This window comes from Pseudomonas sp. ML2-2023-3 (assembly GCF_037055275.1).
Classification (GTDB): domain Bacteria; phylum Pseudomonadota; class Gammaproteobacteria; order Pseudomonadales; family Pseudomonadaceae; genus Aquipseudomonas.
The window spans coordinates 4,600,493-4,627,384 of the sequence record NZ_CP146343.1; the positions used below are offsets into that span (position 1 = coordinate 4,600,493).

Below are 26,892 nucleotides of genomic sequence, written 5' to 3' on the forward strand. Positions count from 1 at the left end.
CCTTCGCAGCCTGCGGCAGCGACTACGGATAGAGGTCTATTTGGCCTGGTAGATGATTCCCGGGCTGCATTGGACCATCTGGTAGTGATCCGGCAAGCCGTTGAGGGCTTCAGAGGCGCCCAAAAACAAATAGCCACCCGGTTTCAAGGTGCTGTGGATACGCAGCAGAATGTCTTTTTTCACTTCTGCCGAGAAGTAGATCAACACGTTGCGGCAAAACACGATGTCGAATTTGCCAAACCCTGCGTAACTGTCCAGCAGGTTGAAGGAGCGGAACTCGACCCGATTCTTGATCGGCGTCTTGAGCACCCAGCGCCCCGGCCCCTTGGGATCGAAATAGCGCTGCAAGCGTTCTGGCGACAGGCCCCGGCCAATCGCAAGGTTGTCGTATTCGCCGGTTTTACAGGTATTGAGCATCTGGGCCGACAGGTCGGTGGCAAAAATCTGCACCCCCGCTTTCAACTGCCCAAGGTTGCTGCGCTCAAACTCGTCAATGGCCATCGACAACGAGTACGGCTCCTGCCCCGAAGAACAGGCCGCCGACCAGATTCGCAAACGCTGGCCAGGACTGGCCTTGATTTGCTCGGGCAGCACCTTGTTCTTCAATACTTCGAAGGGGTAGGTGTCGCGAAACCACAAGGTTTCGTTGGTGGTCATCGCATCGACCACCAGTTCGCGCAGCCCGCTGCGCGGCTGGCTCTGGATACGCTGAATCAGCTCGCCCAGGGACTTGATACCTTGCTGCTCCATCAGCTTGTTAAGCCGGCTGGAGACGAGGTACTGCTTGTTTTCACCCAGCAAAATGCCACAGGCTTTTTCCAGGAAGACCCGGAACTGTTCAAAATCCAAATTAGCCGTCGACAAATGTCCTGCCTCTTAAATCGATTTGACCGCCAGGGGTGAGCCCTGGCTATGGTCTGCTGCTTTTATCCGGTCAACTACCCGGGATGCCAGGTCATCAGGTCGGAACTTGGCCAAAAAGTCATCGGCACCGACCTTTTTCACCATAGCCTGATTGAATACCCCGGATAACGAAGTATGCAGAATGATGTGCAGCTTTTGCATCCGCGGATCGTTACGGATTTCAGCAGTCAGGGTGTAGCCGTCCATTTCCGGCATCTCGATATCCGAGATCATCATCAGAAATTCTTCAGACGGGTCCTTGCCCTCCTCCACCAGCTTGCGCAGGTAGTCCAGCGCCTGACGGCCATCATTCAACGACACCACTTCAACGCCTACCGTTTGCAGGCAACGGGCTACCTGCTTGCGTGCCACCGACGAATCGTCGACGGTCAGCACCCGCAATGACAGTGCCTTGCTCCGGGTTTCGACATCCACTACACCGTGGGTGATGGTTTCAGGTGATGGCGAGACTTCTGCCAGTACCTTCTCGACATCGATGATTTCGACCAGTTGATCGTCCAGCCGGGTGACGGCCGTCAAGTAATGGTCGTTACCCGTGCCCTTGGGCGGCGGATGGATCTCTTCCCAGTTCATGTTCACGATGCGTTCAACCGAGCGAACCAGAAAGCCCTGAGTCTTGGTGTTGTACTCGGTGATGATCACAAACGGGCTGCTTTGATCTTTCAGGGCCCCCGCCCCGGTGGCCATGGCCAGATCGAGAATCGGGATGGTCGCGCCTCGAATGCTCGCCACACCACATACCACGGGATGAGACTTGGGAATCAAGGTCAGTTTCGGGCATTGCAGCACCTCCCTGACCTTGAACACATTGATCCCGTAAAGCTGTGGTCCATCCAGACGAAACAACAACAGCTCCAGGCGATTTTGCCCGACCAGCTGAGTGCGCTGGTTAACCGCATCCATCATCCCGGCCATTCTCAGCTCCTCTTAAAAACTTCAAGTTTCATCACGCACTTCCCGGTAAACGGCACGGGGCTTGCTTTTTTATCGGCCATGAACGCAAAAACGACAATTTCCTGCCACCGGCCCTTCCTCCAGACCCTGCGCCGCAGCTGTCTGAGCGTCCTGGCGGCTGGCACCCTGCTTGGCCTGGGCACTCATACCCAGGCTGATGCGTTTACATCGCCTGATCAGCTTATCGGCGTGACCCAGGGCTTTCTTGAATTCACCGTTGAAGACTACCTGGCAACCAGCCAGACCGAGGGGCGATATCAGATCCAGGTCAACAACCTTGACCCCCGTCTGCGACTGGCTCATTGCGACAAGGAATTGACAGCAACCCTCGAAAGCCCGGCACAACCCATGGGCCGGGTGATCGTGCGCGTGCGCTGCGAAGGGGGCTCGCCCTGGACTATCTTCGTTCCAGCCCAGGTCAAACTGTTCCGTGACGTGGTCATCGTCAATCACCCGCTCAAGCGCGGCATGGTGATCGACTATGCCGATGTCACCTTGCGCGAGCGGGATATCAGCCTGATCAATCAGGGCTACCTGACGGCGACTGAACTGGCAGTGGGTCAAAAGCTGCTGCGGCCCATGATCACCGATCAGGTACTGACCCTCACGCACCTGGAACAGGTTGCCACCGTGCGCAAGGGCGACCATGTGGTCATCAGCGCCCGTAGCGGTACGTTAAGTGTCAAAATGCCCGGCGAAGCCCTGTCAGACGGAGGCCTCAGCGAGCAGATACGAGTCAAGAACCTGAACTCCAAGCGTGTGATCCGGGCCCGAGTGACAGCACCCGGTCAAGTTGAGGTGGCATTGTAGGAAAGTTGGCATCAGTCTCCGGACTTTCCTACACTGTGGTTTGACGCAGATCAGTACAGTTCTGTGTGAAGCTATGATTAATCGAGCCTAAAGTTTTTCCGGGTATGGCCGAAAACATGGCAAGCGTCCAAATACCCAGAGGTTTATCGTTATGGTCATCGACTTCAGTCGTCTTGGCAGCGCGCCGCCCTTAACCGGCAGTACGCGCAGCAATGCAAATCAGGAAGCAGGCAGCGCCACGCAAGCGGCCCCGGCTAAAGGCCCTGAGCAAACCAGCGCCAGCGCCCCTAGCGGGGAATCTGTACACCTCAGCCAAGAGGCTCAGCAGTTGCAGAAGATCAGCGACTCGTTGCGTGACCAACCTGTTGTCGACAAAAATCGGGTGGCCGAGCTTAAACAGGCCATCGCCGAGGGCAGCTACAAAGTCGACAGCAACCGGGTCGCCAGCAAACTGCTCAACATGGAAGCCCAGCGCTAGGCCCACATGGCCTGTGCCAGGCTTTTGGACGCTTAACTCCCAGAGCCCGTTATGCACGACGAAAATTTACTGCAACTGATCAATGATGACCTGGCCCCCGCCGAACAACTGCTCGGCCTGCTGCAAGACGAGTCCATTGCCCTGAAAGGCCGCGACATGCAGGTGCTGGAAAACATTCTGGCGCGCAAACAGTCGTTGATCATTTTGCTGGAGCAACATGGCCGCAAGCGCAGCGAGATTCTCGCGGCCCTTGGCCTGGCCACCAACCGCAGCGGCCTCGAAAGCCTTGCCAGCCACTCAAGCGTAGGCGCGCAACTGCTCAGCCAAAGCGATGTGCTGAACCAGTTACTGGCCCAATGCCAGGCTGCGAACCTGCTCAATGGACAGTCGATCCAGACCCAGCAGGCAATCACCGCCAACCAGCTGCGCATTCTTCATGGCGGCGAAGCCCCCTCGTTGTATGACGCCCGCGGCACCACTTCGATGCTCAACAAGCATCGCGCCTACAGCCAGGCTTGAGCCTGCGCATCCGCAGCCTGTAGCGAGACACGCACCATAATGGCAGAATGCCTCTTTTTTGCATGTCGCTGTATTTTGTCTGGAGATTGATCAACCGTGTTCGACGCCCAAGATGCTCCGCAACCGCCAAAGGTGCTGACCACCCCTTTGGAAATTGCCTCCAACCTGCGGATGCTGCAAGAGAGCCATGACCCGCTGATCATCACTTTCCAGGATCGCACCCAGCGCTTCCAAAGCTATGTGGTGGATATAGACCGTGAGCGCAACACCATGGCGCTGGACGAAATGATCCCCCGTGACGGCGAGCGCTTTCTTGAGGCTGGCATACCGTTTCGGGTTGAGGGTTTCCACGATGGCGTGCGCATTGCCTGGGAGTGCACCACGCCGCTGACCCTTGATGACAGCAAGGATCACCGCTGCTATCGCGGTGCGCTACCCCGCGAAGTGGTTTACCACCAGCGGCGCAACGCATTTCGTGCGGCCCTGCGGCTGGCCAATCTGGTCAGCGTGGAGGTCGCGGGTGAAAAACTCAAAACCCCGATCAAAGGCAAGTTGCTGGACGTTTCTGCAACGGGCTGCAAATTGCGTTTTGAGGGTGATATCGGCCAGGGCATGCAACTGGGTCAGGTGTATGAGCGCTTCAGCGCCGACCTGCCGTTTGGCCTGATGTCCACCCCGGTCGAGTTGCGTTACCTGCACTTTGAAGAGCGGCTGAGCATTACCTTTGCCGGCATGCGCTTTCACAACATCAGCGGCGCCGTACAGCGTCAGGTCGAACGTTTTGTGTATCAACTGCAACGCGAAGCGCGCCAGTTTGATAAAGACGACGATTACTGAACGTGAGTGAACCCTGCACATCCTGTGGGAGCTGCCTTCGCGAGCAAGCCCGCTCCCACAGGGAAAGTGTCTAGGGCTTGGGTTCTGGCTTGGGTTCTGGCTCCGGTTCCGGTTCCGGCTCCACGTTATCCACCATCTGCTCCTGCACCACCTGCTCATCCACCCGCGGGTCAAGCGCCGCTACCAGCGGTGAACTGGACATGCTGTCAGGCATTGCCACGTGATGCAGCGGCGCATCATCGACCTGGTGCAGGTTGGTCACTGCATTCGGGCGAATTCGCCACACCAGGATCAAACCCGCCACGCTGAAAAAGGCGTAGAGCATGTGGCTGCCAAGCACCTTCATCAGAACCCCCGCCACCAGCGGGCCCACACTCGCCCCAATGCCGTAGGTCACCAGTAACATGGCGGTCAGCGACACGCGACGCTCCGGCTCAATGTGGTCATTGGCAAATGCCACGGCCAGCGGATAGATGCAAAACTGCATCAACGCCGCCATGCCACCGGCCACAAACAGCACCTCCAGCGGTACCGACGGCAGGATCGCCAGCGGCAATGCGGCCAGCGCCAGCAAGAAGGCGAAGATGCGGATCAGCAACGGCCGGTCATAGCGGTCGGACAACCAGCCCAATGGCCACTGCACCAGCAACCCGGCAAAAATACAGCTACCCATGTACAGACCGACCAGCTCGGTCGACAGCCCCTGCTGCGAGGCATAAAGCGGCGCCAGACCGTAGAACGAACCCACCAGCAGGCCCGCGCCCATCACCGCGATCAACGACTGGGGTACACGCTTGATAAAAAACTTGGGGTCCATCGGTGCGGGGTGCAGGGGCGCCGGGTGAATACGTCGGGTCATGGCCACGGGCACCAGGCACAGGGCAAAGCACAACGCCACAACCATCAGCAATTCGAGCCCCAGGGCCGGATGGATCACCAGGATCAATTGGCCGAGCACCAGGCCCAGATAGGAAGCGATCATGTACAGGCTGAACACCACGCCTCGCTGCTTGGCATCGGCCTGCTCATTGAGCCAGCTTTCGATGACCATGTACTGGCACATCATGCCCAGACCGACGATCACCCGCAGCAGCAACCATACCGGCAACCAGTCCGTCAGCCCGTGACACAGCACCGCCGCACCGACAATACCGGCGCAGGTGGCGTAGGCACGGATATGCCCGACCCGGGCAATCAGCCGGTGGCCGATCTTGCCGCCCAGGACCAGGCCAAAATAGTTGGCCGCCATCAACGCGCCGACCCACAGGCCGTCAACGTTGTCGGCCGCCAGGCGCAGCGCCAGATAGGTACTCAAGAGGCCAGAGCCGATCAACATCATCAGCGAGGCAAAGTACAACGCTCGAAAAGACTTCCAGATTTGGTGCATTGGCTTTCCGTGCGGCTCCTTGTATCTGCAGCCGGGCAAGGCCCGGTGCCACAGATTTAAACAGTTAAGCCTGAGCCGCCAGAACGCGACGCTCCCAGGGAGTTATTTCGTCATGGAAGCTGGTAAGTTCCAGCGTCTTGGACGCAACGTAACCTTCGATGAACTCCACCCCGAACAGTTCAATCGCCAACTGACTGCGCTTGAGGCGATCAAGGGCTGCATGCAAGGTACAGGGCAATGACAGCGCCGGGGGCACTTCGAATTCGCCCTGAATCGCAGCGCTCGGTTCCAGCTCATGCTCAATGCCATATAACCCTGCCGCAAGGCTGGCGGCAATGGCCAGATACGGATTGGCGTCAGCGCCCGGCAAACGGTTTTCAACCCGCCGCGCCACGGGTGAGCTGGCCGGGATCCGAAGGCCTGCAGCACGGTTATCGTGGGACCAGCACGCATTGTTCGGCGAGGCATAGGGGTGGAACAGACGCTGATAGGAATTGACGTTGGGCGCAAACAGCGCCGTGAAGTCAGCCATGCCTGCCTGCTGCCCACCGATAAAGTGGCGAAAGGCGGCCGTCGGCTGCCCCGCCTCGTCGCTGAACACATTACGACCGCTGCCCAGCTCCACCACGCTCTGGTGAATGTGCATCGAGCTGCCGGCGGTGTGGGCCAGTGGCTTGGCCATGCACACAACGGTCAGTCCATGCTTGAGGGCGACTTCCTTGAGTAAATGCTTAAACAAAAACGTCTGGTCGGCGAGCAGCAGCGGATCACCGTGCAGCAGGTTTATTTCAAACTGACTGACGCCCATCTCGTGCATAAAGGTGTCGCGCGGCAAGCCCAGTGCCGCCATGCATGCGTAGACCTCGCTGAAAAAAGGCCGCAAGCCGTTATTGGAGCTGATGCTGAACGCAGAAAAACCTTCTTCAGGACGACCATCGAGCCCCACAGGCGGACGGAATGGCTGGGTCGGATCGGTGTTGGGCGCAAACACAAAGAACTCGAGCTCAGTCGCCACCACCGGCTCCAGACCGCGGGCCGCATAACGGGCGATAACGGCCTTCAACTGACCTCGCGTCGACAACGCCGAGCTTTCACCGCTGAACTCATCGGCGTCACAAATGGCCAGGGCACGGGGTTGCTGACTCCAGGGCAAGCGATGGAGTTGGGCAAGGTCTGGCACCAGGGCCAGGTCGCCATCGTCGCTGCCATAGAAACGCGACTCGGGGTAGCCGCCCATGATGCATTGCAACAGCACGCCACGGGCCATCTGCAAGCGCCGACCTTCGAGAAATCCCGCAGCGGTCATCACCTTGCCACGGGGTACGCCATTGAGATCGGGCGTGACGCACTCAACCTCATCAATACCCGCCAATCGCTGTGCGAGTGAGCCCTGGCCATCGCTCGTCATGACACGTTCCTTGTTGTGCAGGCCACTGAGGGCAATGGGTACAAAATACGCACCTGCTCCAGATTTGTGTAGTCGCTGATGATGGACCGTATCGGCATTGTGGGAGCGGGCTTGCTCGCGATTCAGGCGGCGCGGTCCACCAGGTACACCGCGTCGATACTATCGCGAGCAAGCCCGCTCCCACAGAGCCAATACGCCAGGTTGTGCGGTTTTTACCCGATAACTGTCTAAGCTCTTTGCCCACCGTGTCAGGAAGACCAAAAGGAAAAACGATGAAGCCGTTGCCCCCTCTTTTTACCAGCCTGCTGCTGGCCAGCCTGCTCAGCCCTGCAGCCTTCGCCCAAACCCCCACAAGCGATGGCTATGTGCTGGATAAAGTCGTGCAAATCAGCCGTCATGGCGTGCGACCTCCCACCCAATCCAATGAAAAACTGCTGACCTCCGTCACTCAGCGTCAATGGCCAACCTGGCTTGTACCCTTGGGCAACTTGACCGGCCACGGCTATACCGGTGCTGTCGAAATGGGCCGCTACCGCGGGGAGGTACTGCGCACCGCCGGACTGATCCCCAAGGGTTGCCCGGATGCCAGCCAGTTGCTGGTACACGCCAGCCCCCTGCAGCGCACCAAGGCCACCGCACAGGCCCTGCTCGATGGCATGTTCCCCGGCTGCGGGCTGCAACCGACCTATGTCAGCGGCAATCAGGACGCCTTGTTCCAGGCCAATGAAATGCCCTTTGCCGCCCTTGACCCGGTGAAAGCCAAAGCCGAAATCCTCAAAGCCCTGGGGGGCAGCGTCGAAGCGGCACAGGCGCGCTACCAACCCTTTGAAGAAAAACTCAGGGAAGTCGCCTGCCTGCCCGGGGCTGACTGCCCCTATGGCAAACAAGCCTGGACCCTTGAACAAAACGCCAAGGGCCGCTTCTCGATCAAGGGCCTGAGCGCGGGCGCCAACATGGGCGAAGTGTTCCGCCTGGAATACAGCCAGGGCTTGCCACTGGATAAAGTCGCGTTCGGCAACGGTCGTACCGCAGCCCAAGTGTCCAGCCTGATGGTGCTGACCAAAGCCAAGTACGACTACCTCAATGACATCCCCTATATCGCCAGTCGCGGTGCGTCAGAGCTGATGAACCAGATTTCGCTGGAACTCAAGCAAGGCACCCCGCTGGCCCAAAAAGACGGGCAAAGCATCCCGCCTGATGTGCCGCTGATGCTGCTCGTGGCCCACGACACCAATATCGCCTACCTGCGCACCATGCTCGGCTTCGGCTGGAAGCTGGGGGACTACATCGAGAACAATATCCCGCCCGTCGGTACGCTGCAGTTTGAACGCTACAAGGAAGTCAAAACCGGCGAGTACTTTCTGCGCATTGCCTTTGAGGCGCAGTCAATGGATCAGATCCGCAACCTGACGCAGCTGACCGGCGCCCAAAAACCGCTCAAGCGTGATTTCAACAGCGCCGGGGACTGCCGTAAAACCAGCGTCGGCCTGCTTTGCCCGCTCAAGGATGCGATGGCCACCGTGGATCAGAACATCGACCCGACTGCACTGACGCCGTACTCATTCGAGTGATCCGGCGCCGTTGAAACCTCAGCGCCAGGACTGGCTTCACGTTGTTGCAACCAGTGCAGCAAGTCCTGTCCGCTCATGGGTCGTGCAAACCAGTAGCCCTGCCCTTCAACGCACCCCATTGTCAGCAAGCGCTGAAACTGGGCCTCGGTTTCGATCCCTTCAATGACCACCGACAGGCCCAGGGTTTTACCCAGGGCCAGGGTGTTGGCGATCACCGCTTCGCAGCGCGGTTCATGCTCCAGGTGGCGAACAAACCCGGCGTCGAGCTTGATTTCATTAAATGGCAACTGACACAGCCGTTGCAGCGAGGAAAACCCGGTTCCAAAGTCGTCGATCGATAACCGGCAGCCCATCATTCGCAGGCGTACCAGGTTCTCCAGGCTGGCGGCCGGCGCTTGCAGCAGTCCGTTCTCGGTCAGTTCGAAGGTCAGCCTGGAGCCTGGCGTCGCATGCCGGGTCAGGATGCCCTTGAGGGTGTAAGTCAGCTGGTTATTGGCCAATTGCACGGTTTGCAGGTTGAACGCCATGTTCAAGGGAAAGCCCTGAATCCTGGCTTGCTCTTGCAGTCTCAACGCCTGATCCAGTTGGGCAAACAACATGTCGTCCATCAACCCGCAGCGCTCCAGCACCGGGATAAACATGGCCGGGGGCAGCACCCCTTTACTCGGGTGCTGCCAGCGACACAGCACCTCAACACCACACACCTCGCCGGTCTGCAGGTTGAACTTGGGTTGGTACCAGGCCTGCAGTTGCTGCAGGGCCAGGGCCTGGCGCACCTCGTCTTCACAGGCCAGTTGCACCTTACTGCCGGGCGTTTTCTCGGTGGTGCAGGCGCCCTGATACTTTGCCAGCAGAGGCCCAAGCACTTCGGCGTGCAGCGGCTTGCCGACATCACCCAGCAACTCCAACCCCAAAAGGGTAACGATCTGACGCGCCGTGCGGCGCAAGTCAGCCGACAGGGCACTGCTGATGATGATGGCTTTGGCTTGCCCCGACTTGCCCACCCGGCGCAAAAAGGCCAGACCGTCCATGCCTTCCATCTGCAAATCGCACACGGCGATATCCACCGCACCTGCCTGCTCAAGAACCGCCAGCGCCTCACTGCCATCACTGGCCTCAAACACTTCATGACAGCCCAGCGAGCGAAACAGGCTCACCGCTACGGCGCGCTGGAAGTCGTCATCTTCCAAAATCAGGATACGCAGTGAATGACCAGACATCAGGTTGACCCATCGAAAAACGGTGTAGGTCAATTGTCCCGGAGACAACAGGATAGTTACCTAGGAAATTTCCCCTTAAACGTAGGAATTATCCCAAGCCGACCCGGCTGTCGATTGAGCGTCAGCGAGCACTGCGGGTGAAGATGCGGATCACCTCATCCAGGTGCTCGGCCATGGCCTGACGCGCAGCGTCCGGGTCGTGCTGCTCCAGCGCTTGCAGCACGCGCCGGTGTTCATTTTCCGAACGATGAATCATGTCGTCCGGGGTGTAATGGCTTTGCAAACGCTGGAACATGCTGCCGTAACGGTGCCCCAGCAAATGCTGGATCATCAGCGCATAGGCCGGGTTGTCCGAGGCCTGGGCGATGCGGATATGGAACAGGCGGTCGCCCGGGTGGGTATGGGAGTCTTCGCGATTGTCCTGCACGTTGCGTTCGAACGCCTCGCGGATGCCCGCCAATTCTTCGTCACTGGCATTCACCGCCGCCAGTGCAGCGGCCTCGGGCTCGATCAGGCGCCGGGCCTGAAGCAAGGCGAACGGCGGGATTTCAGCGCTGAAATCAACTTCGATGCCCAGTTCGGGGTCCAGTTCTTTCCACTGATTGCGGGTGGCCTGGGCCATCACCGGCTCATCGGACACCGCCTGCACCGGAGGCTCACAGACCAGCACTCCGTTACCCACGCGCACATCCACCAGGCCGATGACTTCCAGCGCAATCATCGCCTCGCGCACCGAAGCGCGACTCACGCCCAGCAACTTGGCCAACTCCCGCTCAGCCGGCAAGCGGCTGCCCGGCGGAAATTCACCGCTGTCGATCAAGGCCCGTAGCTGATCAGCGATTTGCCGATAAAGCCTTTGATTATCAATAACTTGAAATGGCATCAGGAAATAAGCTCTGGTAAGGACAGCCTTCGACAAGCTCGTTTGGCAAAAAAAGGCGCTTGTTGAAGCTTGAGGTGCATGCTACAAAAGGACCAATGGCCTGACCATTGGACGGATAACGTAAAGCGATCATAGCAAACCTTATCCACACACTTGCGTCGTTTTGCCATTTGTTACGCCCGCAATGGCCTGACCATTAGGCCTATAACGACAAAAACAACAACATCGCAATGGAGCCCCCATGGATCTTTCCGGCAAACGCGTGCTGATCACTGCGGCCGCTCAGGGTATTGGCCAGGCCAGTGTCCAGGCGTATCTCGCCGCTGGCGCCGAAGTCTTCGCCGCCGACATCAATGCCGCCGCCCTCGACGCCCTTGAAGGCGCGCACACTCATCTTCTGGACGTCACCGACGCCGCTGCCATCGAGCGCCTGGCCAAAACACTTGGCCCGCTGGATGTGCTGTTCAACTGCGCGGGCGTGGTTCACAGCGGCAATATTCTGGAATGCAGCGAAAAGGACTGGAGCTTCGCCCTGGACCTCAACGTGACCGCCATGTACCGCATGATCCGCGCTTTCTTGCCGGGCATGCTGGGCAACGGCGGCGGTTCGATCATCAACATGGCCTCGGTGGCCTCCAGCGTCAAAGGCGTGCCCAACCGCTTTGCCTACTGCGCCAGCAAAGGCGCGGTCATTGGCCTGACCCGTTCAGTGGCGGCTGATTTTGTGAGCCAGAACATCCGTTGCAACGCCATCTGCCCCGGCACCGTCGACTCCCCTTCCCTGCGCCAGCGCATCAGCGAACAGGCTCTGCGCGAAGGCCGCAGTGTCGACGAGGTGTACGCCGCCTTTGCTGCGCGCCAGCCCATGGGCCGCATCGGCACCGCCGAAGAAATCGCCCAGTTGGCGCTGTACCTGGGATCGAGTGCCAGCGGCTTCACCACCGGCACGGCACAAATCATTGATGGCGGCTGGAGCAACTGACGCCATCGCTTTTGACTTTGCTCTCGTGGGAGCGGGCTTGCTCGCTTCCACAGGGCCCTACCCCTTCCAAAAAGGATTGTTTATGAAACTGCTGCGCTACGGTGACAAAGGTCAGGAACGCCCTGCCCTGCTCGACAACAACGGTCAACTGCGCGACTTGTCCGCAGTGGTCGCAGACATCGCAGGCCAAACCCTGAGCCCCGAAAGCATTGCCCGCCTGCAAGATATCGACCCCTCGACCCTGCCACTGGTTGAGGGCTCCCCACGTATCGGCGCCTGCGTTGGTCAGGTCGGCAAATTTATCTGCATCGGCCTCAACTACGCCGACCATGCTGCCGAAACCGGCGCCGCCATCCCCGCCGAGCCTGTGGTGTTCAGCAAATGGACCAGCGCCATTGTCGGCCCCAACGACAACGTTGAAATCCCGCGCAACTCGCGCAAAACCGACTGGGAAGTCGAACTGGGCGTGGTCATCGGCAAAGGCGGTCGCTACATCAGCGAAAGCGATGCCCTTGAGCATGTGGCTGGATATTGCGTGATCAACGACGTGTCCGAGCGTGAGTTCCAGCTGGAGCTGGGCGGCACCTGGGACAAAGGCAAGGGCTGCGACACCTTCGGCCCGCTTGGGCCGTGGCTGGTGACCCGTGATGAAATCGCCGACCCGCACCAGCTCGACCTGTGGCTGGAAGTGGACGGCAAGCGCTACCAGAACGGCAACACGCGGACGATGATTTTCCAGATCCCGAAAATCATCAGCTACCTCAGCCAGTTCATGAGCCTGCAACCGGGCGACGTGATTTCCACCGGCACCCCGCCAGGTGTCGGCCTGGGCATCAAGCCCGAACCCGTGTACCTGCGCGCAGGCCAGACCATGCGCCTGGGTATCAGCGGGCTGGGCGAACAACAGCAACGCACCGTGAATGCCGACTGACAGGGAGCTGCACCATGACCACGATTACTGCCGTACGGGTTGAAGACATCCGCTTCCCCACCTCGCAATCGCTCGACGGTTCTGACGCGATGAACCCGGACCCGGACTACTCGGCGGCCTATGTCATCCTCGAAACCGACACCCCGGGCCTTGAAGGCCATGGCCTGACCTTCACCATCGGCCGTGGCAATGAAATCTGCTGCGCCTCGATCAAGGCCCTGTCCAGCCTGCTGGTGGGGTTGAAGCTGGAATGGATCGCCGAAGACATGGGCCGCTTCTGGCGCCACGTCACCAGCGATAGCCAACTGCGCTGGATCGGCCCGGACAAGGGCGCCATTCACCTGGCCACTGGCGCGGTGGTCAATGCCGCCTGGGACCTGTGGGCCAAGGCAGAAGGCAAACCCGTGTGGCGCCTGGTGGCCGACATGAGCCCCGAAGAACTGGTGCGCTGCATTGATTTTCGCTACATCACCGACTGCATAACCCCGGCACAAGCCCTCACGTTGTTGCGCGAACGCGCCCAGGGCAAGGCCGAGCGCCTGGCTTCGCTCGAAGCTGACGGCTACCCCTGCTACACCACCTCGGCCGGGTGGCTCGGTTATGCCGATGACAAACTGCGCAGGCTGTGCCAGGAGGCGGTGGATGCAGGCTTCAGCCACGTCAAACTGAAGGTCGGCCATGACCTGCAGGACGACATCCGCCGCGTGCGTATCGCACGCGAGGTGTTGGGGCCGGATCGCCAGTTGATGATCGACGCCAATCAGGTATGGGAAGTGGACGAGGCCATTGACTGGGTGCGCGAGCTGTCATTTGCCAACCCGTGGTTTATCGAAGAACCCACCAGCCCGGACGACGTGGAAGGTCATCGCAAGATCCGCCTGGGCGTTACCCCGGTCAAGGTCGCAACCGGTGAGATGTGCCAGAACCGTATCGTGTTCAAGCAACTGATCATGCGCGAAGCCATTGATGTGGTGCAGATCGACGCCTGCCGTCTCGGCGGGGTCAATGAAGTGCTGGCCGTGATGCTGATGGCCGCCAAATACAACCTGCCCGTGTGCCCCCATGCGGGTGGCGTAGGTTTGTGCGAATACGTGCAGCACCTGTCGATGATCGATTACCTGTGCATCGCCGGGACTCACGAAGGCCGGGTGGTGGAGTTTGTCGACCATCTGCATGAGCACTTTGAAGACCCGTGCGTGATTCGCAACGCGGCCTATATGCCACCCCAGGCGCCGGGCTTCTCGATCCAGATGAAAGCAGCGTCCCGCGAGCAGTATCGGTACCGGGGCTGAACCCACGGGCGGAGCACAATAATAATGTCGTCCTTACACTCACTACGGCTCGATGCCCACCAGCACTTCTGGCGCTATGACCCGGCCAGCTATCCCTGGATAGGTCACGGCATGGACGCTTTGCGCCGCAACTTTGAGCCTGAAGACCTGCGCCCGCTGCTGGATGCGGCCGGGCTTGACGGCTGCATTGCCGTGCAGGCCCGGGCCTGTACCGGCGAAACCGATCAATTGTTGCTGTTGGCTGAGCGTTACCCGTGGATTCGCGCCGTGGTGGGTTGGGTCGACCTGTGCGCGGGGGATCTTGAACAGTCCCTGGAGCGCTGGGCGCAGGCACCGGCATTGCGTGGTTTTCGGCATCAACTGCAAGACGAAGACTCACCGGCCGGGTTCATGCAGAACCCGGCGTTCAACCGGGGGCTGAGCACCTTGCAGCGCCAGGGCCTGGTCTATGAAGTGCTGATCAAGGCCCAGGATCTGGGGGCGGCAACGGCACTGTGCCGACAACACGATCAGCATCATCTGGTGCTCGACCACCTGGGCAAACCCGATGTGCAGGCCAACCATTTAAAGGCCTGGGCCAAACAGCTCGCGCCGCTGGCTGCCTTGCCCCACGTCAGTTGCAAGCTGTCGGGGCTGATCACCGAAGCCCATTGGCAAGACTGGCACAGCGGGCAACTGACGCCTTATTTGCACACCGCACTGGAACTGTTCGGCCCCGACCGCTTGATGTTCGGCTCCGACTGGCCGGTGTGCCTGCTGGCCAGCGAATACGCACACACCTGCGACGTGCTCGCCAGCGTGTCGCAAGACGCGGCCATTTGGGGTGGCACGGCGTGCCGCGTCTACAACATAGAGGGATCGACTCCATGAATCTGTATCTGCAAGACAAGGTTTTTATCGTCACTGGCGGCGGTTCGGGGATTGGCGCGGCCATCTCCCTGGGGCTGGCCGACGAAGGCGCGATACCGGTGATTTTCGGTCACAGCCCACTGTCCGATGAACTGGCACGGCAACTGGATCTACGCGGTACGCAGAGCCTGTTCATCCAGGTCGAACTGCGTGACGAAGACGCCTGCCGCGCAGCGGTCGCGACGGTGCTGCAACGCTTTGGACGCATCGACGGGCTGGTCAACAACGCCGGGGTCAACGACAGCGTAGGCCTTGAGGCCGGGCGCTCGGCCTTTGTCGATTCCCTGGAAAAGAACCTCATCCATTACTACGTGATGACCCACTTGTGTGTCGACGCGCTCAAGGCCACTCGCGGGGCCATCGTCAACATCAGCTCCAAGACGGCCCTCACCGGGCAAGGCGGCACCAGCGGTTATACCGCGGCCAAGGGCGCGCAACTGTCGTTGACCCGCGAATGGGCCACTTCGTTGCTGGCCGACGGGATTCGGGTCAATGCGGTGATCCCGGCAGAAGTCATGACCCCACTGTATGAGCGCTGGATCGACACGTTCGCCGACCCGAAGGCCAAGCTTTCGAGCATCGTCGAAAAAATCCCCTTCGGCCAACGCATGACCACGGCCTCGGAGATCGCCGACAGCGTGCTGTTTCTGCTGTCCTCGCGTGCCTCCCACACCACCGGGCAATGGCTGGTGGTGGACGGTGGCTACACCCACCTGGACCGGGCGCTGACATGACTCGCCAGTGCCTGGCGCTGGACCTCAAGGACGACCCGGCATTGATCGCCGAGTACGAGCGCCTGCACCGGCACATCTGGCCGCAGATCAGCGCCCACCTGCGCCAGCACGGCGTACTGGACATGCAGATCTGGCGCCTGGGCACCCGGTTGTTCATGGTCATGGACACCGCCCCCGGCTTCAGCACTGAAGCTTTTGAACGGGCCAGCGCCAGCGACCCCAGGGTGCAGGAATGGGAGGCACTGATGTGGCGCTTCCAACAGCCCACACCCTGGACCTTGCCCCATGAAAAATGGGCGCCAATGAGCCGGATATTCAGTTTGAAACACTCATCCTGACCCGCTTCCACACAGAACCATGCAAGTCGCACACAACAATAAAAAGGAGATGCGTCATGTCACTCAAGCACTCGAACGTCGCAGAGCCGTCCTTTACCCGGGCGGTTACGTCCTATCGCTGGGCACTGATTCTGGTGACCTGCCTGTTTTTCCTGTGGGGGCTGTCCTATGGCCTGCTCGATGTACTGAACAAACACTTTCAGGAAACCCTGCACGTCAGCAAGGCCCAGTCGGGCCTGCTGCAAAGCGCGTACTTCGGGGCGTACTTTCTGATCGCCCTGCCTGCCGGCTTCATCATGGACCGATACGGCTACAAGGCCGGTATTTTGCTGGGCCTGTGCCTCTACGCCACCGGCGCCCTGCTGTTCATGCCAGCCGCTGCCGCACAGAGCTTTCAGTTCTTTCTGTTCGCCCTGTTTGTAATCGCCTGCGGCCTGGGTTGCCTGGAAACCGCCGCCAACCCGTATGCCACGGTATTGGGTGAGCCCGCCGGTGCCGAGCGACGCTTGAACCTGGCACAGTCATTCAACGGCCTGGGGCAGTTCTTCGGACCGTTGATTGGCGGCGCACTGTTCTTCAGTGGAGCCAACAGCACCGACACCACCCAATCGCTGCAAATGACCTACCTGGTGATTGCCGCGCTGGTGTTGCTGGTGGCGGTGCTGATCGCCCGCACCCCGTTGCCCGACTTGCGCGAGCAGGAAGTGCAAGCCGGGCAGCACGACCACAAAACCCTGTGGCAGCACCGCGAGTTCGTCACAGGGGTGATCACCCAGTTTTTCTATGTGGGCGCCCAGGTCGGCGTGGGTGCTTTTTTCATCAACTACGTCACCGAACACTGGGCACACATGAGCAGCCAGCAAGCCGCGTATTTGCTCTCGGTGGCGATGCTCAGCTTCATGTTTGGCCGGTTCTTCAGCACCTGGCTGATGGGCCGCGTCAACGCCCAGCGTCTGCTGCTGATCTACGCATTGATCAACGTCGGGCTGTGCGCGGTGGTGGTAACGGGGATTGAAGGCCTGTCGGTGGTGGCGCTGGTGGCGACGTTCTTCTTCATGTCGATCATGTTCCCGACGCTGTTTGCCATGGGCGTGAAAAACCTCGGGCCGCATACCAAGCGCGGCAGCTCATTCATGATCATGGCCATTGTCGGCGGCGCGCTGCTGCCCTACGTGATGGGCCTGGTGGCCGACCACACCTCCACGGCCGTGGCCTACCTGCTGCCGATGGGTTGCTTTGTGATCGTTGCGGCTTATGCCCGTGGTGCTCTCAGAGGCAAGCCAGCCCTTTAAATGCCGTTGTACTCCACAAAAAAAATAATCGGAGCACCTCATGTCCAACCCCGTCCTGCAACAGGCGCTGAGTAAAATTCGCTGGCGCATCCTGCCCTTTGTCGCGTTGATGTTCGCGATGGCCATCATCGACCGTTCCAACATCGGCTTTGCCAAACACGCCTTTCAGGCGGACACCGGCCTGAGCAACGCAGCGTTTGCGTTAGGCGCGGGGATTTTCTTTATCGGCTACGCGGTGTTCGAAGTCCCCAGCAACCTGATGCTGCACAAGATCGGCGCCCGCATCTGGCTGAGCCGGATCATGGTCACCTGGGGGCTGGTGTCGGCGGCGATGATGTTTGCCCACGACGAAACCAGCTTTTACATCCTGCGTTTTTTGCTGGGCGTGGCCGAAGCGGGTCTGTCGCCGGGGGTGGTGCTGTACCTGACCTACTGGTTCCCGCAGAACCAGCGCGGCTCGGCCTACGGCATCTACTATTTCGGCGTACCGGTGTCGCTGATGGTGGGCGGGCCCGTGTCGGGCTGGTTGCTGGAAACCGCGCAATTCGGCCTCACCGGCTGGCAATGGATGTTTGTGACCGAAGGCCTCGCGGCTTCGATCATCGGCGTGTTTGCGTTCTTCTACCTGACCGACAAACCCCGCGACGCCAAGTGGCTGAGCCCTGAAGAAAAGGCAGTCATCGAACACGAACTGGAAAAAGAACACCTGCTCAAGGCCAACAAGGGCCCTTCGTCGTGGCGCGCGGCACTGATCAACCCGGTGGTGCTGTACTTCACCCTGATCTATTTCACGATACAGGTCAGCGTCTATGGGGTGCTGTTCTACCTGCCGACGCGGATCGCCGAGTTGCTGGGCACCGGCATTGGCTTGAAAGTCGGCGCACTGACTTCAATTCCGTGGATTGCCACCGTGTGCATGCTGTACATCGTGACTCGCCATGCCGACCGCACAGGTCAGCAAACCCGCTTCGCCGCGCTGATGCTGGCATTGGCGGCAGTGGGCATGGTGGGATCGACATTGAGTGGCAGCCTGCCACTGGTGATTTTGGCGTTCTGCGTGGCAGCCGCCGGTTTTATTACCGTGCAACCGTTGTTCTGGACACTGCCTACCCGCTTTTTGGGCGGCGCGGCGGCGGCCAGCGGGATTGCGGTGATTGGTGCGCTGGGCAACCTTGGTGGTTTCCTGGCACCCACGGTCAAAACCTGGGCCGAGGGCTACTTCAACAACCCCCATGCAGGCATGTACTTTTTGGCCGGGACGGCGTTGCTGGGCGCGCTGATGTTGATCCGCTGTGCAAGAACCGGACAAGAACCCGGCATCCAGGTTGATTCACCGTCCGTGACAGCACCTGCGACACGCTGACCGCAGCGGCGGGTATTAACACGGGTCACATGTGAGCTACATTGGGAAACAGTTGGAATCAAAACAACAGCCCGAAATCTCACAAAGGGTGACCCGTGAATACCAATCAAAAACTGAGAACTTTCGACCTGATTCGCGAAGCGGTACTGCCCGAGTACCGCGACCGGGTGAACGAGTACCTGAGCCTTTATGAAGAGGCGCTCCAAAGCGAAAGCACCCGCACTGCCGATAGACACGCCAGCGCCCATCAACTGCGGGGCTACCTGCGCGGCCTGAACACCACCCGGGTGCTGGGCATGGCTGACTGGGAAGAGCTGGACCGACGCATTACCGAGTCGTGGTTGTAACGGTAAACACCTATCCCCCCCGTGGGAGCGGGCTTGCTCGCGATGATATCGACGCGGTAGTTCAGATACACCGTGTCGCCCGAATTGCGAGCAAGCCCGCTCCCAACAAACCCTCTCTCAGTCAGGCGGGGACAAACGCAGCCTGCGGTGCCTGCGGGGCTTTCGGCTCCTTGAGCAGCGCAAAGTAGGCGAAAGCCGAACACGCAGCCACCACCGCACTGATCACGAATGCCGAAGAAAACGAGCCGCTCTGCTGAACGCTGAACCCCGTCAGGATCGGGGCTATGGAGCCCGCCAGATAACCGCCAAAGTTCTGGATCGAACCAAACGAAGCGACACGCTCCGACGGCACGATGGTGTTGACGATCATCCACGCCGTGGCGCTGGAGATGTTGATGAAGAACATGGTCAGGCACAGCAGGATCACGCACGCCACCACGTTGGTGGTAAACGCCACGATCAGGGTAAACAGCGCCCCGCCCAGCAGGCCCAGAATCACCATCAGTTTTCGGCTGGCCAGTACCCGCATGCCCCTCGCCACCAGGCGGTCGCAGCATTTGCCGGCGACGATGGTGCCCAAGGCGCCGAACAGATAAGCCAGAGATATCACCCAGGCCGTGCGGTACAGGTCCAGGCCATGCTCGCGCTCAAAGTAGCCGGGCAGCCAGGTGAGATTGAGCCAGATCATGTAGATCACGCCCATGAACCCGAGGAATGCACCCCATGTATTGCGGTCCTTGAACAGCGAGGTCCAGCGCACTTTCGGCGCCTTGGCCTGCTGCACCGGTACCGGTTCTGCGCGGCCTGTTTCGGCCATGTATTGCGCTTTGCTTTTGTAGAACTTGAACCAGCACACCGCCAGTAACAGGCCCATCACACCGGTCAGGATGAACATCCCGCGCCAGCCCAGATGCACCATGAATACGGTCAACAAAGGCGGCGCCAGGCACGGCCCGATGCAGGTCGAGGACCACACCCAGCCGGTTGCCGTGCCCCGCTCCTGGGTGTCGAACCACTCCGACAAGGCCTTGGCCGCCGAAGGAAAGACCGGTGCCTCGCCAATCCCCAGCAATACCCTCAGCCCGACCAGATGGCCGTAGCTGCTGAATAGCCCGAAAGCCGCCTGCGCTACCGACCACACCACCAGCGAGCCACCCAGTGCCAGCTTGCTGCCCAGCTTGTCGATCAAGGCACCGAGGGGGAGTTGGGAGAAGGCGTAGGCAATGGAAAATGCAGAGAGCATCACGCCCATTTGCATCGGGCTGATGGCCAGGTCTTTCTGGATAGTGGTGTTGGCGATGGACAGCGCACTGCGGTCCAGGTAGTTGACCACGCCAATCAGGAACAGGAAGAAGATTGTCAGCGTCTTGTAGCTTTTTATTGTTCTCATTCGCGCCTCTCATGAGCGGTTTCGCCCCTACCCGGCAGGTGGGGCGACGCTCACTTTAGAGGGCGATCTGGCCTGTGCCCAATCACATGATTGGATCAGTTAATAACTGAGGGTTATCAAGATGTCTGGCGAGCACCGCGCAGGGCATCGGGACCACTTAACAGGGCATCGATAAAGGCTTTGGCAGACCACTGAGGCACTTCGTTGCGCCGGGTAATCACGCCGTAATCCGCCAGTACCAGGGGAAACGGCAACGCCAGACGGGTCAAGCGCCCGGCCTGGATTTCCGGCTCGACCATCGACTCCGCCAGCATGGCCACCGCAGGCGTTGTTTGCAGCAGTTGCATCGTGGTTTGCAGGGACACGGTTTCCACGGTGTTTTCAGGGGTTTGCATACCCGCCTCGACAAAGGCTTTTTCTACCCGCGCCCGCATCGGTGTGCCCGTGGGGTAAATCACCCAGGGCCAACTGCCGAGTTCGGCCAGGGGGACTTCGCTGGCCCCCGCCAACGGATGCTGACTGCCGGTGACCAGACACAACGGCTCCGGTGCCAGCGCCTGGAACTCGAACAGTTCACGGTGACGGTCGAGGGTAAACCGGGCCACCACCAGGTCCAGTTCCTTGTGTTCAAGCAGGGTCAGCATGTTGGCACTGGTGCCTTCAAGCACTTGCACGGTGAGCAACGGCCACTGCTGCTTGACCCTCACAATCGCCGCGGGCACCGCCAGAGCCGTTGCCGCATAGATAGTGCCGACCTTCAGCAGGCCATGCCCGCCCTGGCGCAGATGATTGATCTGGCTGACGAACTGGCCGGTATCGTTCAACGCGATCTGGGCGAACCGGGCCACGTGGGTACCCAGATCGGTAAGCGTCATGCTGCGCGGCAAACGGGCAAAGACGTCGAAACCCAATTGGTGCTCGATCTCACGCAGCATCTTGCTGACTGCTGGCTGGCTGATGCTCATTTCCTGCGCGGTGGCATGCATGTTTTGCGTGCGCGCCAGCGTGTCGATAAGCACCAAATGGCGAAACCGCAGCCAGTTGCACAGTTGGTTAAACCCGACATCCGCCATCCGATAACCTCCGGTTATTAAGTCCTGAGAATATCTCATTGGCGATTATCGCAAAGCAACTTTAGTGTGAAGGGGTTGCGCCAAATAATAACAACGGACTCTTGTCATGAACCTAGCCAACAAACGCGTTCTGATCACCGCTGCAGCGCAGGGCATAGGCCGCGCATCGGTACTGGCCTTTCGGGATGCCGGCGCTCAGGTCATCGCCACCGACCTGCATATCGAAGCATTGCACGACATTCCCGGCATTCAAACCCTGTCTCTGGACGTGACCCGTGCCTCGGACATTGACGCGATCTGCCAACAGGTGGGCAACGTGGACGTGCTGTTCAACTGCGCCGGTTACGTGCACAGCGGTGCCGTCCTTGAGTGCGACGAACAGGCCTGGCAATTCTCTTTCGACCTCAACGTAACGGCCATGTACCGGATGATCCGTGCCTTCTTGCCAGGCATGTTGAGCAACGGTGGTGGCTCGATCATCAACATGGCTTCGGTGGCCTCCAGCGTCAAAGGTGTGCCCAACCGCTTTGCCTACACCGCCAGCAAAGCCGCCGTGATCGGCCTGACCAAATCGGTGGCCGCCGACTACGTAGGCCAGGGCATTCGCTGCAACGCCATTTGCCCCGGCACGGTGGACTCCCCGTCGCTGCGCCAGCGCATCGCCCAGCAGGCACTTGAGCAAGGGCGCTCCGAAGCCGAGGTGTACCAGGCTTTCGTCGACCGCCAGCCCATGGGCCGCATTGGCAACGCTGAAGAAATCGCCCGGTTGGCGCTGTACCTGGCCAGCGATGCCAGCAGTTACACCACCGGCACGACCCAGGTGATTGATGGCGGGATGAGCAACTGAAACCAGACTCACTGTAGTCGCTGCCGAAGGCTGCGATGGGTAGCGCAGCTACCCCGCTTTTGAAGGGCCTGCGGCAGCGGCTACAGGAAATGGCTGCACTCTTCTTATTTGGATAAAGGAGCTTTTATGAAACTGCTGCGCTACGGCGATAAAGGTCAGGAAAAACCCGGTCTGCTGGATGCTCAAGGCAATATCCGTGATGTGTCGGCGCACATCGCCGATGTCGCAGGCTCCGCGCTCAACCCCGAAAGCCTGGCCGCACTCAGCAAGATCGACCCCGCCACCCTGCCGCTGGTCAGTGGTTCGCCCCGTATCGGCGCCTGTGTCGGCCAGGTCGGCAAGTTCATCTGCATCGGTCTCAACTATGCGGACCACGCCGCAGAGTCCGGTCTGGCCGTGCCGTCGGAACCGGTGGTGTTCAGTAAATGGACCAGCGCCATCTGCGGCCCGAACGATAACGTAGAAATTCCCCGCGACTCGACCAAGACCGACTGGGAAGTCGAGTTGGGCGTGGTGATCGGCAAGGGCGGCCGCAATATCAACGAACACAACGCACTGGAACACGTGGCCGGTTACTGCGTGATCAACGATGTGTCCGAACGCGAATGGCAGCTGGAGCGTGGCGGCACCTGGGACAAGGGCAAGGGGTTCGACACCTTCGGCCCCCTCGGCCCGTGGCTGGTGACCCGTGATGAAATCACCGATCCACACCAGCTCGACCTGTGGCTAGAGGTAGATGGACAGCGCTACCAGAACGGCAATACCCGCACGATGGTGTTCCAGATCCCGGCATTGATTGCCTACCTGAGCCGCTGCATGTCGCTGCAACCAGGCGATGTGATTTCCACCGGTACGCCACCGGGTGTGGGCCTGGGCGTCAAGCCGTCGCCGGTCTATCTGCGCCCGGGTCAGGAAATGCGCCTGGGCATCAGCGGCCTGGGCGAACAGCGCCAGCGCACCGTGCAGGCCGACTGATTCACCGCTCAAACAACTATAAGAAACAGGGGCTGTACATGAGAATTCTAATCACCGGCGGTACCGGCTTTATCGGCAAGCAACTGGCTCAGCGTCTGCTTGACCTGAACACCCTGACCCTCGAAGGCCAGGCACCTCGTGCCATTGAACGCATCGTGCTGTTTGATGCCTTTGCGGGCGAAGACCTGCCCAGTGATCCGCGCATCGAACTGGTGACCGGTGATGTGGCTGACCCTGAAGTCATCGCCCGGGTGACTGACGGCGTGGATCTGGTATGGCACCTGGCAGCGGTGGTCAGCTCGGCTGCCGAGGCGGATTTCGACCTCGGCATGCAGGTCAACCTTCACGGCCTGATGTTGCTGCTCGAAACCCTGCGCAAACAGGGCAACGCACCGCGCTTTGTGTATGCCAGCGGCTTCGCCGTATTTGGCGGCACGCTGCCGCCTGTGGTCGATGACAACACCGTACTCACCCCTCAGTCCTCCTACGGCATGCAAAAAGCCGTGGGCGAACTGCTGGTGGCCGACTATGCGCGCAAGGGCTTTGTCGATGGCCGCGTGCTGCGCCTGCCAACGGTGGCCGTGCGCCCCGGCAAGCCGAACAAAGCGGCATCGACCTTCTTCAGCTCGATCATCCGCGAACCGCTGGCAGGCCTGCCTGCCGTCTGCCCGGTGCGCCCGGACACCCAGGTGTACCTGACCTCGCCGCGTCGCATTATCGAATCGATGTTGCTGGGCATGACCCTGTCGCCGCAAACCCTGGGCAACGAACGCATCATCCCGCTGCCGGGTGTGACCACCACCGTGGCGGACATGGTCTCGGCGCTGCAACGGGTCGCCGGTGAGGACGTCACCCAACTGATTCGCTGGGAGCCGGACGCCACCATCCAGCGCATCGTCGAAAGCTGGCCGAGCAAGGTCCAGGCCCCTCGCGCCCGGGCACTGGGCTTTACCGCCGACCCGGACTTCGACGCCATCGTGCGCGCCCATATCGAGGATACGGCCCCCAAATAACCCCACACCTCTGTGGGTGCGGGCTTGCTCGCGACGGGATCGATGCGGTTGTTCAGTGACACCGCGTCGCCTTTATCGCGAGCAAGCCCGCTCCCACAAAAAGCAAAAAAGCTCGCGTTACACACAACAATAAAAACTGAGGCCGTGCGATATGACCACAACGCCACTTCCCGATGTCTCCGACATCGAACAACAGACGATCAAGCGCGTTACCAAACGCATGATCCCCTTTCTTATCCTGCTGTTTGTGGTCGCCTTCCTGGACCGCAACAACGTCGGGTTCGCCGCACTGCGGATGAACGAAGACATCGGCATCAGCCAGACCATTTATGGCCTGGGCGCGGGTATTTTCTTCCTCGGCTACTTCATGTTCGAAGTGCCGAGCAACATTCTGCTGCACCGCTACGGCGCCCGTGTCTGGATTGCACGGATCATGGTGACCTGGGGCATCATCGCAGGGGCCATGGGCTTTTTGCAGACGCCCGTGCACTTCGTCTCCCTGCGCGTACTGCTGGGTATCGCTGAGGCCGGGTTCTTTCCGGGGGTCATTTACCTGCTGTCGCTGTGGTTCCCGAGCCGTTACCGCGCCCGCATGATCGCTACCTTTTACCTGGGCGTTCCCATTGCACAAATCATCGGCGCGCCCCTGTCGGTAGGCCTGATGGAACTGGGCGATGCCTGGGGCTTGGTCGGCTGGCGCCTGATGTACATCGTTGAGGCCGTACCGGCCGTGATCCTCGGTGTGGTGTGCTACTTCTACCTCACCGACCACCCGGCGGATGCTCACTGGCTGACCGACAAACAGCGCAACTGGCTGATCAACACCCTGGCCCAGGAAGAGCGCAACAAACCGCTGGTGGTGGGCATTCAACCGACCAAAGGCCAGATGATCCGCAAGGCACTGTGCAACCGTCAGGTATGGCTGCTGGCGCTGGTGTATTTCGGCATCACGTCGGGCTCCAACGCGATGAACTTCTTCATGCCCACCGTACTGGCCTCGTTCCGTGGCTCGTTCGGGCTGGAGATCGGCCTGATGCAGAACGGCTTGATCACCGCCATCCCGTACGCCGTCGCCGCTGTGGCGATGATCTGGTGGAGCCGTCGCTCTGATCGCCTGCAAGAACGTCACTGGCATGCCGGCGGCGCCGCCATGCTCGCGGCCGTGTCCATTGCCGTGGCGCTGTGGCTCAACCAGCCGTGGATCATCGTCGTCGGTTTCATCCTTCTGGCGATGGGTGTTTACAGCGCGATCAACGTGTTCTGGGCCGTCCCGGGGCAAGTACTGACGGGCGTCGGGGCCGCCGTGGGGATTGGCCTGATCAACTCCATCGGTAACCTCAGCGGCTTTATCGGCCCTTACCTGACCGGCTATCTGTTCACCGTCACCGGCAGCTACACCCCAGGCTTCATGGTGATTGCTGCACTGGTCGGCCTGGGTGGCCTGGGCATGGTGCTGATGCCACGCAACAAGGTGTCGCAGATTGGCGAGCAAATGGTCCCGGCGGCTGGAGGCAAAGCATGAGCCTGCCAACCGTAGCCTTCATCGGTACCGGGATCATGGGCCAGCCCATGGCCCGCAACCTGCTGCACGCAGGCTTCCCGGTGCGGGCATGGAACCGTTCTTCCGCCAGGGCGCAGGCACTCGCGGCACAAGGTGCCGAGGCTTTTCAGGCCCCGGCGCATGCCGCAAACGGCGCCCAGGTGCTGATCTGCATGCTCAGCGATGGCCCGACCTGCGACGAGGTGCTGTTTGGCGAGAACGGCGCTGCCCTGGCCTTGGCGCCGGGTGCGCTGGTGATTGTGATGAGTTCGATCCCGGTCGACACCGCCGCCGCACAGGCACGGCTATGTGCCGAACGGGGCCTGCGCTACCTCGACGCCCCGGTGTCGGGGGGCGAGCGTGGGGCGCGGGAAGCCAGCCTGGCGATCATGGTCGGTGGTGAAACCGTGGCCTTCGAGCAAGGCCGCGAGGTGCTGGCCGCCATGGGCCGCCCGGTACACGTCGGCCCGGCGGGCACTGGCGAACTGTCCAAACTGGTCAACCAGTTGATTGTCGCCAGCACCATCGCCACCGTCGCCGAAGGCCTGCTGCTGGCCGAGCGCGGCGGCGCCGACCCGTCAAAAGTCCACGAAGCGTTGATGGGGGGCTTCATCGATTCGCCGATCTGGCGTCAACACGGCCAACGCATGCTTAACAACGACTTCACCCCCGGCGGCCCGGCCAAGTGGCAACTCAAGGACACCCGGACCGCCCTCGCCCAAGCGCAAAAGCTGGGCCTGAACCTGCCCGTGGGCACCCTGGTGGACAGTCTGTTTGCAGCGATGGTCGAGGCCGGTGACGGCGAACTCGACCACGCCGGACTGATCCGCCAAGTGCGCCGCAACAACCCTTTGCCCGAATAATCTGCTGGAGCC

Annotated in this window: 27 protein-coding genes; 19 read left to right on the forward strand and 8 right to left on the reverse strand. The window is 60.3% G+C overall.

Annotation, left to right across the window (positions count from 1 at the left end; all coding sequences use genetic code 11):
* Nucleotides 1–36: 36 nt before the first annotated feature.
* Both cheR and V6P94_RS21220 read right to left on the reverse strand, forming a co-directional pair.
* Nucleotides 37–864: a protein-glutamate O-methyltransferase CheR gene (gene cheR, locus V6P94_RS21215; protein ID WP_219262053.1), complete on the reverse strand. Its 828-nt coding sequence runs from the start codon at nucleotides 862–864 to the stop codon at nucleotides 37–39.
* 12 nt (nucleotides 865–876) lie between these two features.
* Nucleotides 877–1,839: a chemotaxis protein CheV gene (locus tag V6P94_RS21220; protein WP_133077352.1), complete on the reverse strand. Its 963-nt coding sequence runs from the start codon at nucleotides 1,837–1,839 to the stop codon at nucleotides 877–879.
* A 78-nt stretch (nucleotides 1,840–1,917) separates the two neighbouring features.
* Between V6P94_RS21220 and flgA the strand changes: the two genes are divergently transcribed.
* From flgA to V6P94_RS21240, 4 genes are all read left to right on the forward strand, one after another.
* Nucleotides 1,918–2,688, forward strand: coding sequence for a flagellar basal body P-ring formation chaperone FlgA (flgA, locus tag V6P94_RS21225; protein ID WP_326427264.1), 771 nt, complete (start codon nucleotides 1,918–1,920; stop codon nucleotides 2,686–2,688).
* Between the two features lie 151 nt (nucleotides 2,689–2,839).
* The gene (gene flgM / locus V6P94_RS21230) at nucleotides 2,840–3,166 is read left to right on the forward strand and encodes a flagellar biosynthesis anti-sigma factor FlgM (RefSeq protein WP_326397514.1); all 327 of its coding nucleotides are present in this window, start codon (nucleotides 2,840–2,842) and stop codon (nucleotides 3,164–3,166) included.
* Nucleotides 3,167–3,217: 51 nt separating this feature from the next.
* Complete coding sequence (locus tag V6P94_RS21235) at nucleotides 3,218–3,685, forward strand: flagella synthesis protein FlgN (protein ID WP_133077350.1); 468 nt, start codon at nucleotides 3,218–3,220, stop codon at nucleotides 3,683–3,685.
* A gap of 96 nt (nucleotides 3,686–3,781) precedes the next feature.
* Nucleotides 3,782–4,522 carry a flagellar regulator YcgR PilZN domain-containing protein gene (locus V6P94_RS21240; protein WP_338648661.1) on the forward strand — a complete coding sequence of 247 codons (741 nt, stop codon included), beginning with the start codon at nucleotides 3,782–3,784 and terminating at the stop codon, nucleotides 4,520–4,522.
* 70 nt (nucleotides 4,523–4,592) lie between these two features.
* Here the strand turns inward: V6P94_RS21240 and V6P94_RS21245 are convergent, their stop codons facing one another.
* Nucleotides 4,593–5,909 (reverse strand): MFS transporter, encoded by a 1,317-nt coding sequence (locus tag V6P94_RS21245; protein WP_338648662.1) that lies wholly within the window; start codon nucleotides 5,907–5,909, stop codon nucleotides 4,593–4,595.
* 64 nt (nucleotides 5,910–5,973) lie between these two features.
* Complete coding sequence (locus V6P94_RS21250; RefSeq protein WP_338649463.1) at nucleotides 5,974–7,215, reverse strand: glutamine synthetase family protein; 1,242 nt, start codon at nucleotides 7,213–7,215, stop codon at nucleotides 5,974–5,976.
* Between the two features lie 374 nt (nucleotides 7,216–7,589).
* On the opposite strand from V6P94_RS21250, the gene V6P94_RS21255 reads away from it, so the two are divergent.
* A complete protein-coding gene (locus V6P94_RS21255; RefSeq protein WP_338648663.1) occupies nucleotides 7,590–8,888 on the forward strand; it encodes a histidine-type phosphatase in 1,299 nt (432 codons plus the stop codon).
* Here V6P94_RS21255 and V6P94_RS21260 read toward each other — a convergent pair.
* Entirely contained in the window at nucleotides 8,843–10,108 is a 1,266-nt protein-coding gene (locus V6P94_RS21260; protein ID WP_338648664.1) for an EAL domain-containing response regulator, read from the reverse strand. The genes V6P94_RS21255 and V6P94_RS21260 overlap by 46 nt on opposite strands.
* Nucleotides 10,109–10,229: 121 nt before the next feature.
* The gene (locus V6P94_RS21265; RefSeq protein WP_326427268.1) at nucleotides 10,230–10,991 is read right to left on the reverse strand and encodes a FadR/GntR family transcriptional regulator; all 762 of its coding nucleotides are present in this window, start codon (nucleotides 10,989–10,991) and stop codon (nucleotides 10,230–10,232) included.
* A gap of 241 nt (nucleotides 10,992–11,232) precedes the next feature.
* Between V6P94_RS21265 and V6P94_RS21270 the strand changes: the two genes are divergently transcribed.
* From V6P94_RS21270 to V6P94_RS21310, 9 genes are all read left to right on the forward strand, one after another.
* Nucleotides 11,233–11,973: an SDR family oxidoreductase gene (locus V6P94_RS21270; RefSeq protein WP_133077343.1), complete on the forward strand. Its 741-nt coding sequence runs from the start codon at nucleotides 11,233–11,235 to the stop codon at nucleotides 11,971–11,973.
* Nucleotides 11,974–12,055: 82 nt separating this feature from the next.
* Nucleotides 12,056–12,904 carry a fumarylacetoacetate hydrolase family protein gene (locus tag V6P94_RS21275; RefSeq protein ID WP_133077342.1) on the forward strand — a complete coding sequence of 283 codons (849 nt, stop codon included), beginning with the start codon at nucleotides 12,056–12,058 and terminating at the stop codon, nucleotides 12,902–12,904.
* A 14-nt stretch (nucleotides 12,905–12,918) separates the two neighbouring features.
* Complete coding sequence (locus V6P94_RS21280; RefSeq protein ID WP_133077341.1) at nucleotides 12,919–14,196, forward strand: L-fuconate dehydratase; 1,278 nt, start codon at nucleotides 12,919–12,921, stop codon at nucleotides 14,194–14,196.
* Nucleotides 14,197–14,220: 24 nt separating this feature from the next.
* The gene (locus tag V6P94_RS21285) at nucleotides 14,221–15,066 is read left to right on the forward strand and encodes an amidohydrolase (protein ID WP_133077340.1); all 846 of its coding nucleotides are present in this window, start codon (nucleotides 14,221–14,223) and stop codon (nucleotides 15,064–15,066) included.
* On the forward strand, nucleotides 15,063–15,839 hold the full coding sequence (locus V6P94_RS21290; RefSeq protein ID WP_338648665.1) for an SDR family oxidoreductase: 777 nt from the start codon (nucleotides 15,063–15,065) through the stop codon (nucleotides 15,837–15,839). Before V6P94_RS21285 ends, V6P94_RS21290 begins: the two co-directional genes overlap by 4 nt.
* Nucleotides 15,836–16,177 (forward strand): L-rhamnose mutarotase, encoded by a 342-nt coding sequence (locus V6P94_RS21295; RefSeq protein WP_133077338.1) that lies wholly within the window; start codon nucleotides 15,836–15,838, stop codon nucleotides 16,175–16,177. The genes V6P94_RS21290 and V6P94_RS21295 overlap by 4 nt, the downstream gene beginning before the upstream one ends.
* Nucleotides 16,178–16,233: 56 nt before the next feature.
* The gene (gene fucP / locus V6P94_RS21300) at nucleotides 16,234–17,469 is read left to right on the forward strand and encodes an L-fucose:H+ symporter permease (protein WP_133077337.1); all 1,236 of its coding nucleotides are present in this window, start codon (nucleotides 16,234–16,236) and stop codon (nucleotides 17,467–17,469) included.
* A 40-nt stretch (nucleotides 17,470–17,509) separates the two neighbouring features.
* Entirely contained in the window at nucleotides 17,510–18,832 is a 1,323-nt protein-coding gene (locus tag V6P94_RS21305) for an MFS transporter (RefSeq protein WP_219262045.1), read from the forward strand.
* Between the two features lie 95 nt (nucleotides 18,833–18,927).
* Nucleotides 18,928–19,179 (forward strand): hypothetical protein, encoded by a 252-nt coding sequence (locus V6P94_RS21310; RefSeq protein WP_133077335.1) that lies wholly within the window; start codon nucleotides 18,928–18,930, stop codon nucleotides 19,177–19,179.
* A gap of 121 nt (nucleotides 19,180–19,300) precedes the next feature.
* Here V6P94_RS21310 and V6P94_RS21315 read toward each other — a convergent pair whose 3' ends face one another.
* Nucleotides 19,301–20,569 (reverse strand): MFS transporter, encoded by a 1,269-nt coding sequence (locus V6P94_RS21315; RefSeq protein ID WP_326397509.1) that lies wholly within the window; start codon nucleotides 20,567–20,569, stop codon nucleotides 19,301–19,303.
* Nucleotides 20,570–20,685: 116 nt separating this feature from the next.
* Nucleotides 20,686–21,642, reverse strand: coding sequence for a LysR family transcriptional regulator (locus V6P94_RS21320; RefSeq protein WP_133077333.1), 957 nt, complete (start codon nucleotides 21,640–21,642; stop codon nucleotides 20,686–20,688).
* Between the two features lie 106 nt (nucleotides 21,643–21,748).
* On the opposite strand from V6P94_RS21320, the gene V6P94_RS21325 reads away from it, so the two are divergent.
* From V6P94_RS21325 to V6P94_RS21345, 5 genes are all read left to right on the forward strand, one after another.
* Nucleotides 21,749–22,489 carry an SDR family oxidoreductase gene (locus tag V6P94_RS21325; protein ID WP_133077332.1) on the forward strand — a complete coding sequence of 247 codons (741 nt, stop codon included), beginning with the start codon at nucleotides 21,749–21,751 and terminating at the stop codon, nucleotides 22,487–22,489.
* A 126-nt stretch (nucleotides 22,490–22,615) separates the two neighbouring features.
* Complete coding sequence (locus V6P94_RS21330; protein ID WP_133077331.1) at nucleotides 22,616–23,464, forward strand: ureidoglycolate lyase; 849 nt, start codon at nucleotides 22,616–22,618, stop codon at nucleotides 23,462–23,464.
* A 38-nt stretch (nucleotides 23,465–23,502) separates the two neighbouring features.
* Nucleotides 23,503–24,477 carry a D-erythronate dehydrogenase gene (gene denD, locus V6P94_RS21335; protein ID WP_133077330.1) on the forward strand — a complete coding sequence of 325 codons (975 nt, stop codon included), beginning with the start codon at nucleotides 23,503–23,505 and terminating at the stop codon, nucleotides 24,475–24,477.
* Between the two features lie 151 nt (nucleotides 24,478–24,628).
* Nucleotides 24,629–25,999 (forward strand): MFS transporter, encoded by a 1,371-nt coding sequence (locus V6P94_RS21340; RefSeq protein ID WP_133077329.1) that lies wholly within the window; start codon nucleotides 24,629–24,631, stop codon nucleotides 25,997–25,999.
* On the forward strand, nucleotides 25,996–26,880 hold the full coding sequence (locus V6P94_RS21345) for an NAD(P)-dependent oxidoreductase (RefSeq protein WP_133077328.1): 885 nt from the start codon (nucleotides 25,996–25,998) through the stop codon (nucleotides 26,878–26,880). The genes V6P94_RS21340 and V6P94_RS21345 overlap by 4 nt, the downstream gene beginning before the upstream one ends.
* Nucleotides 26,881–26,892 lie beyond the last annotated feature (12 nt).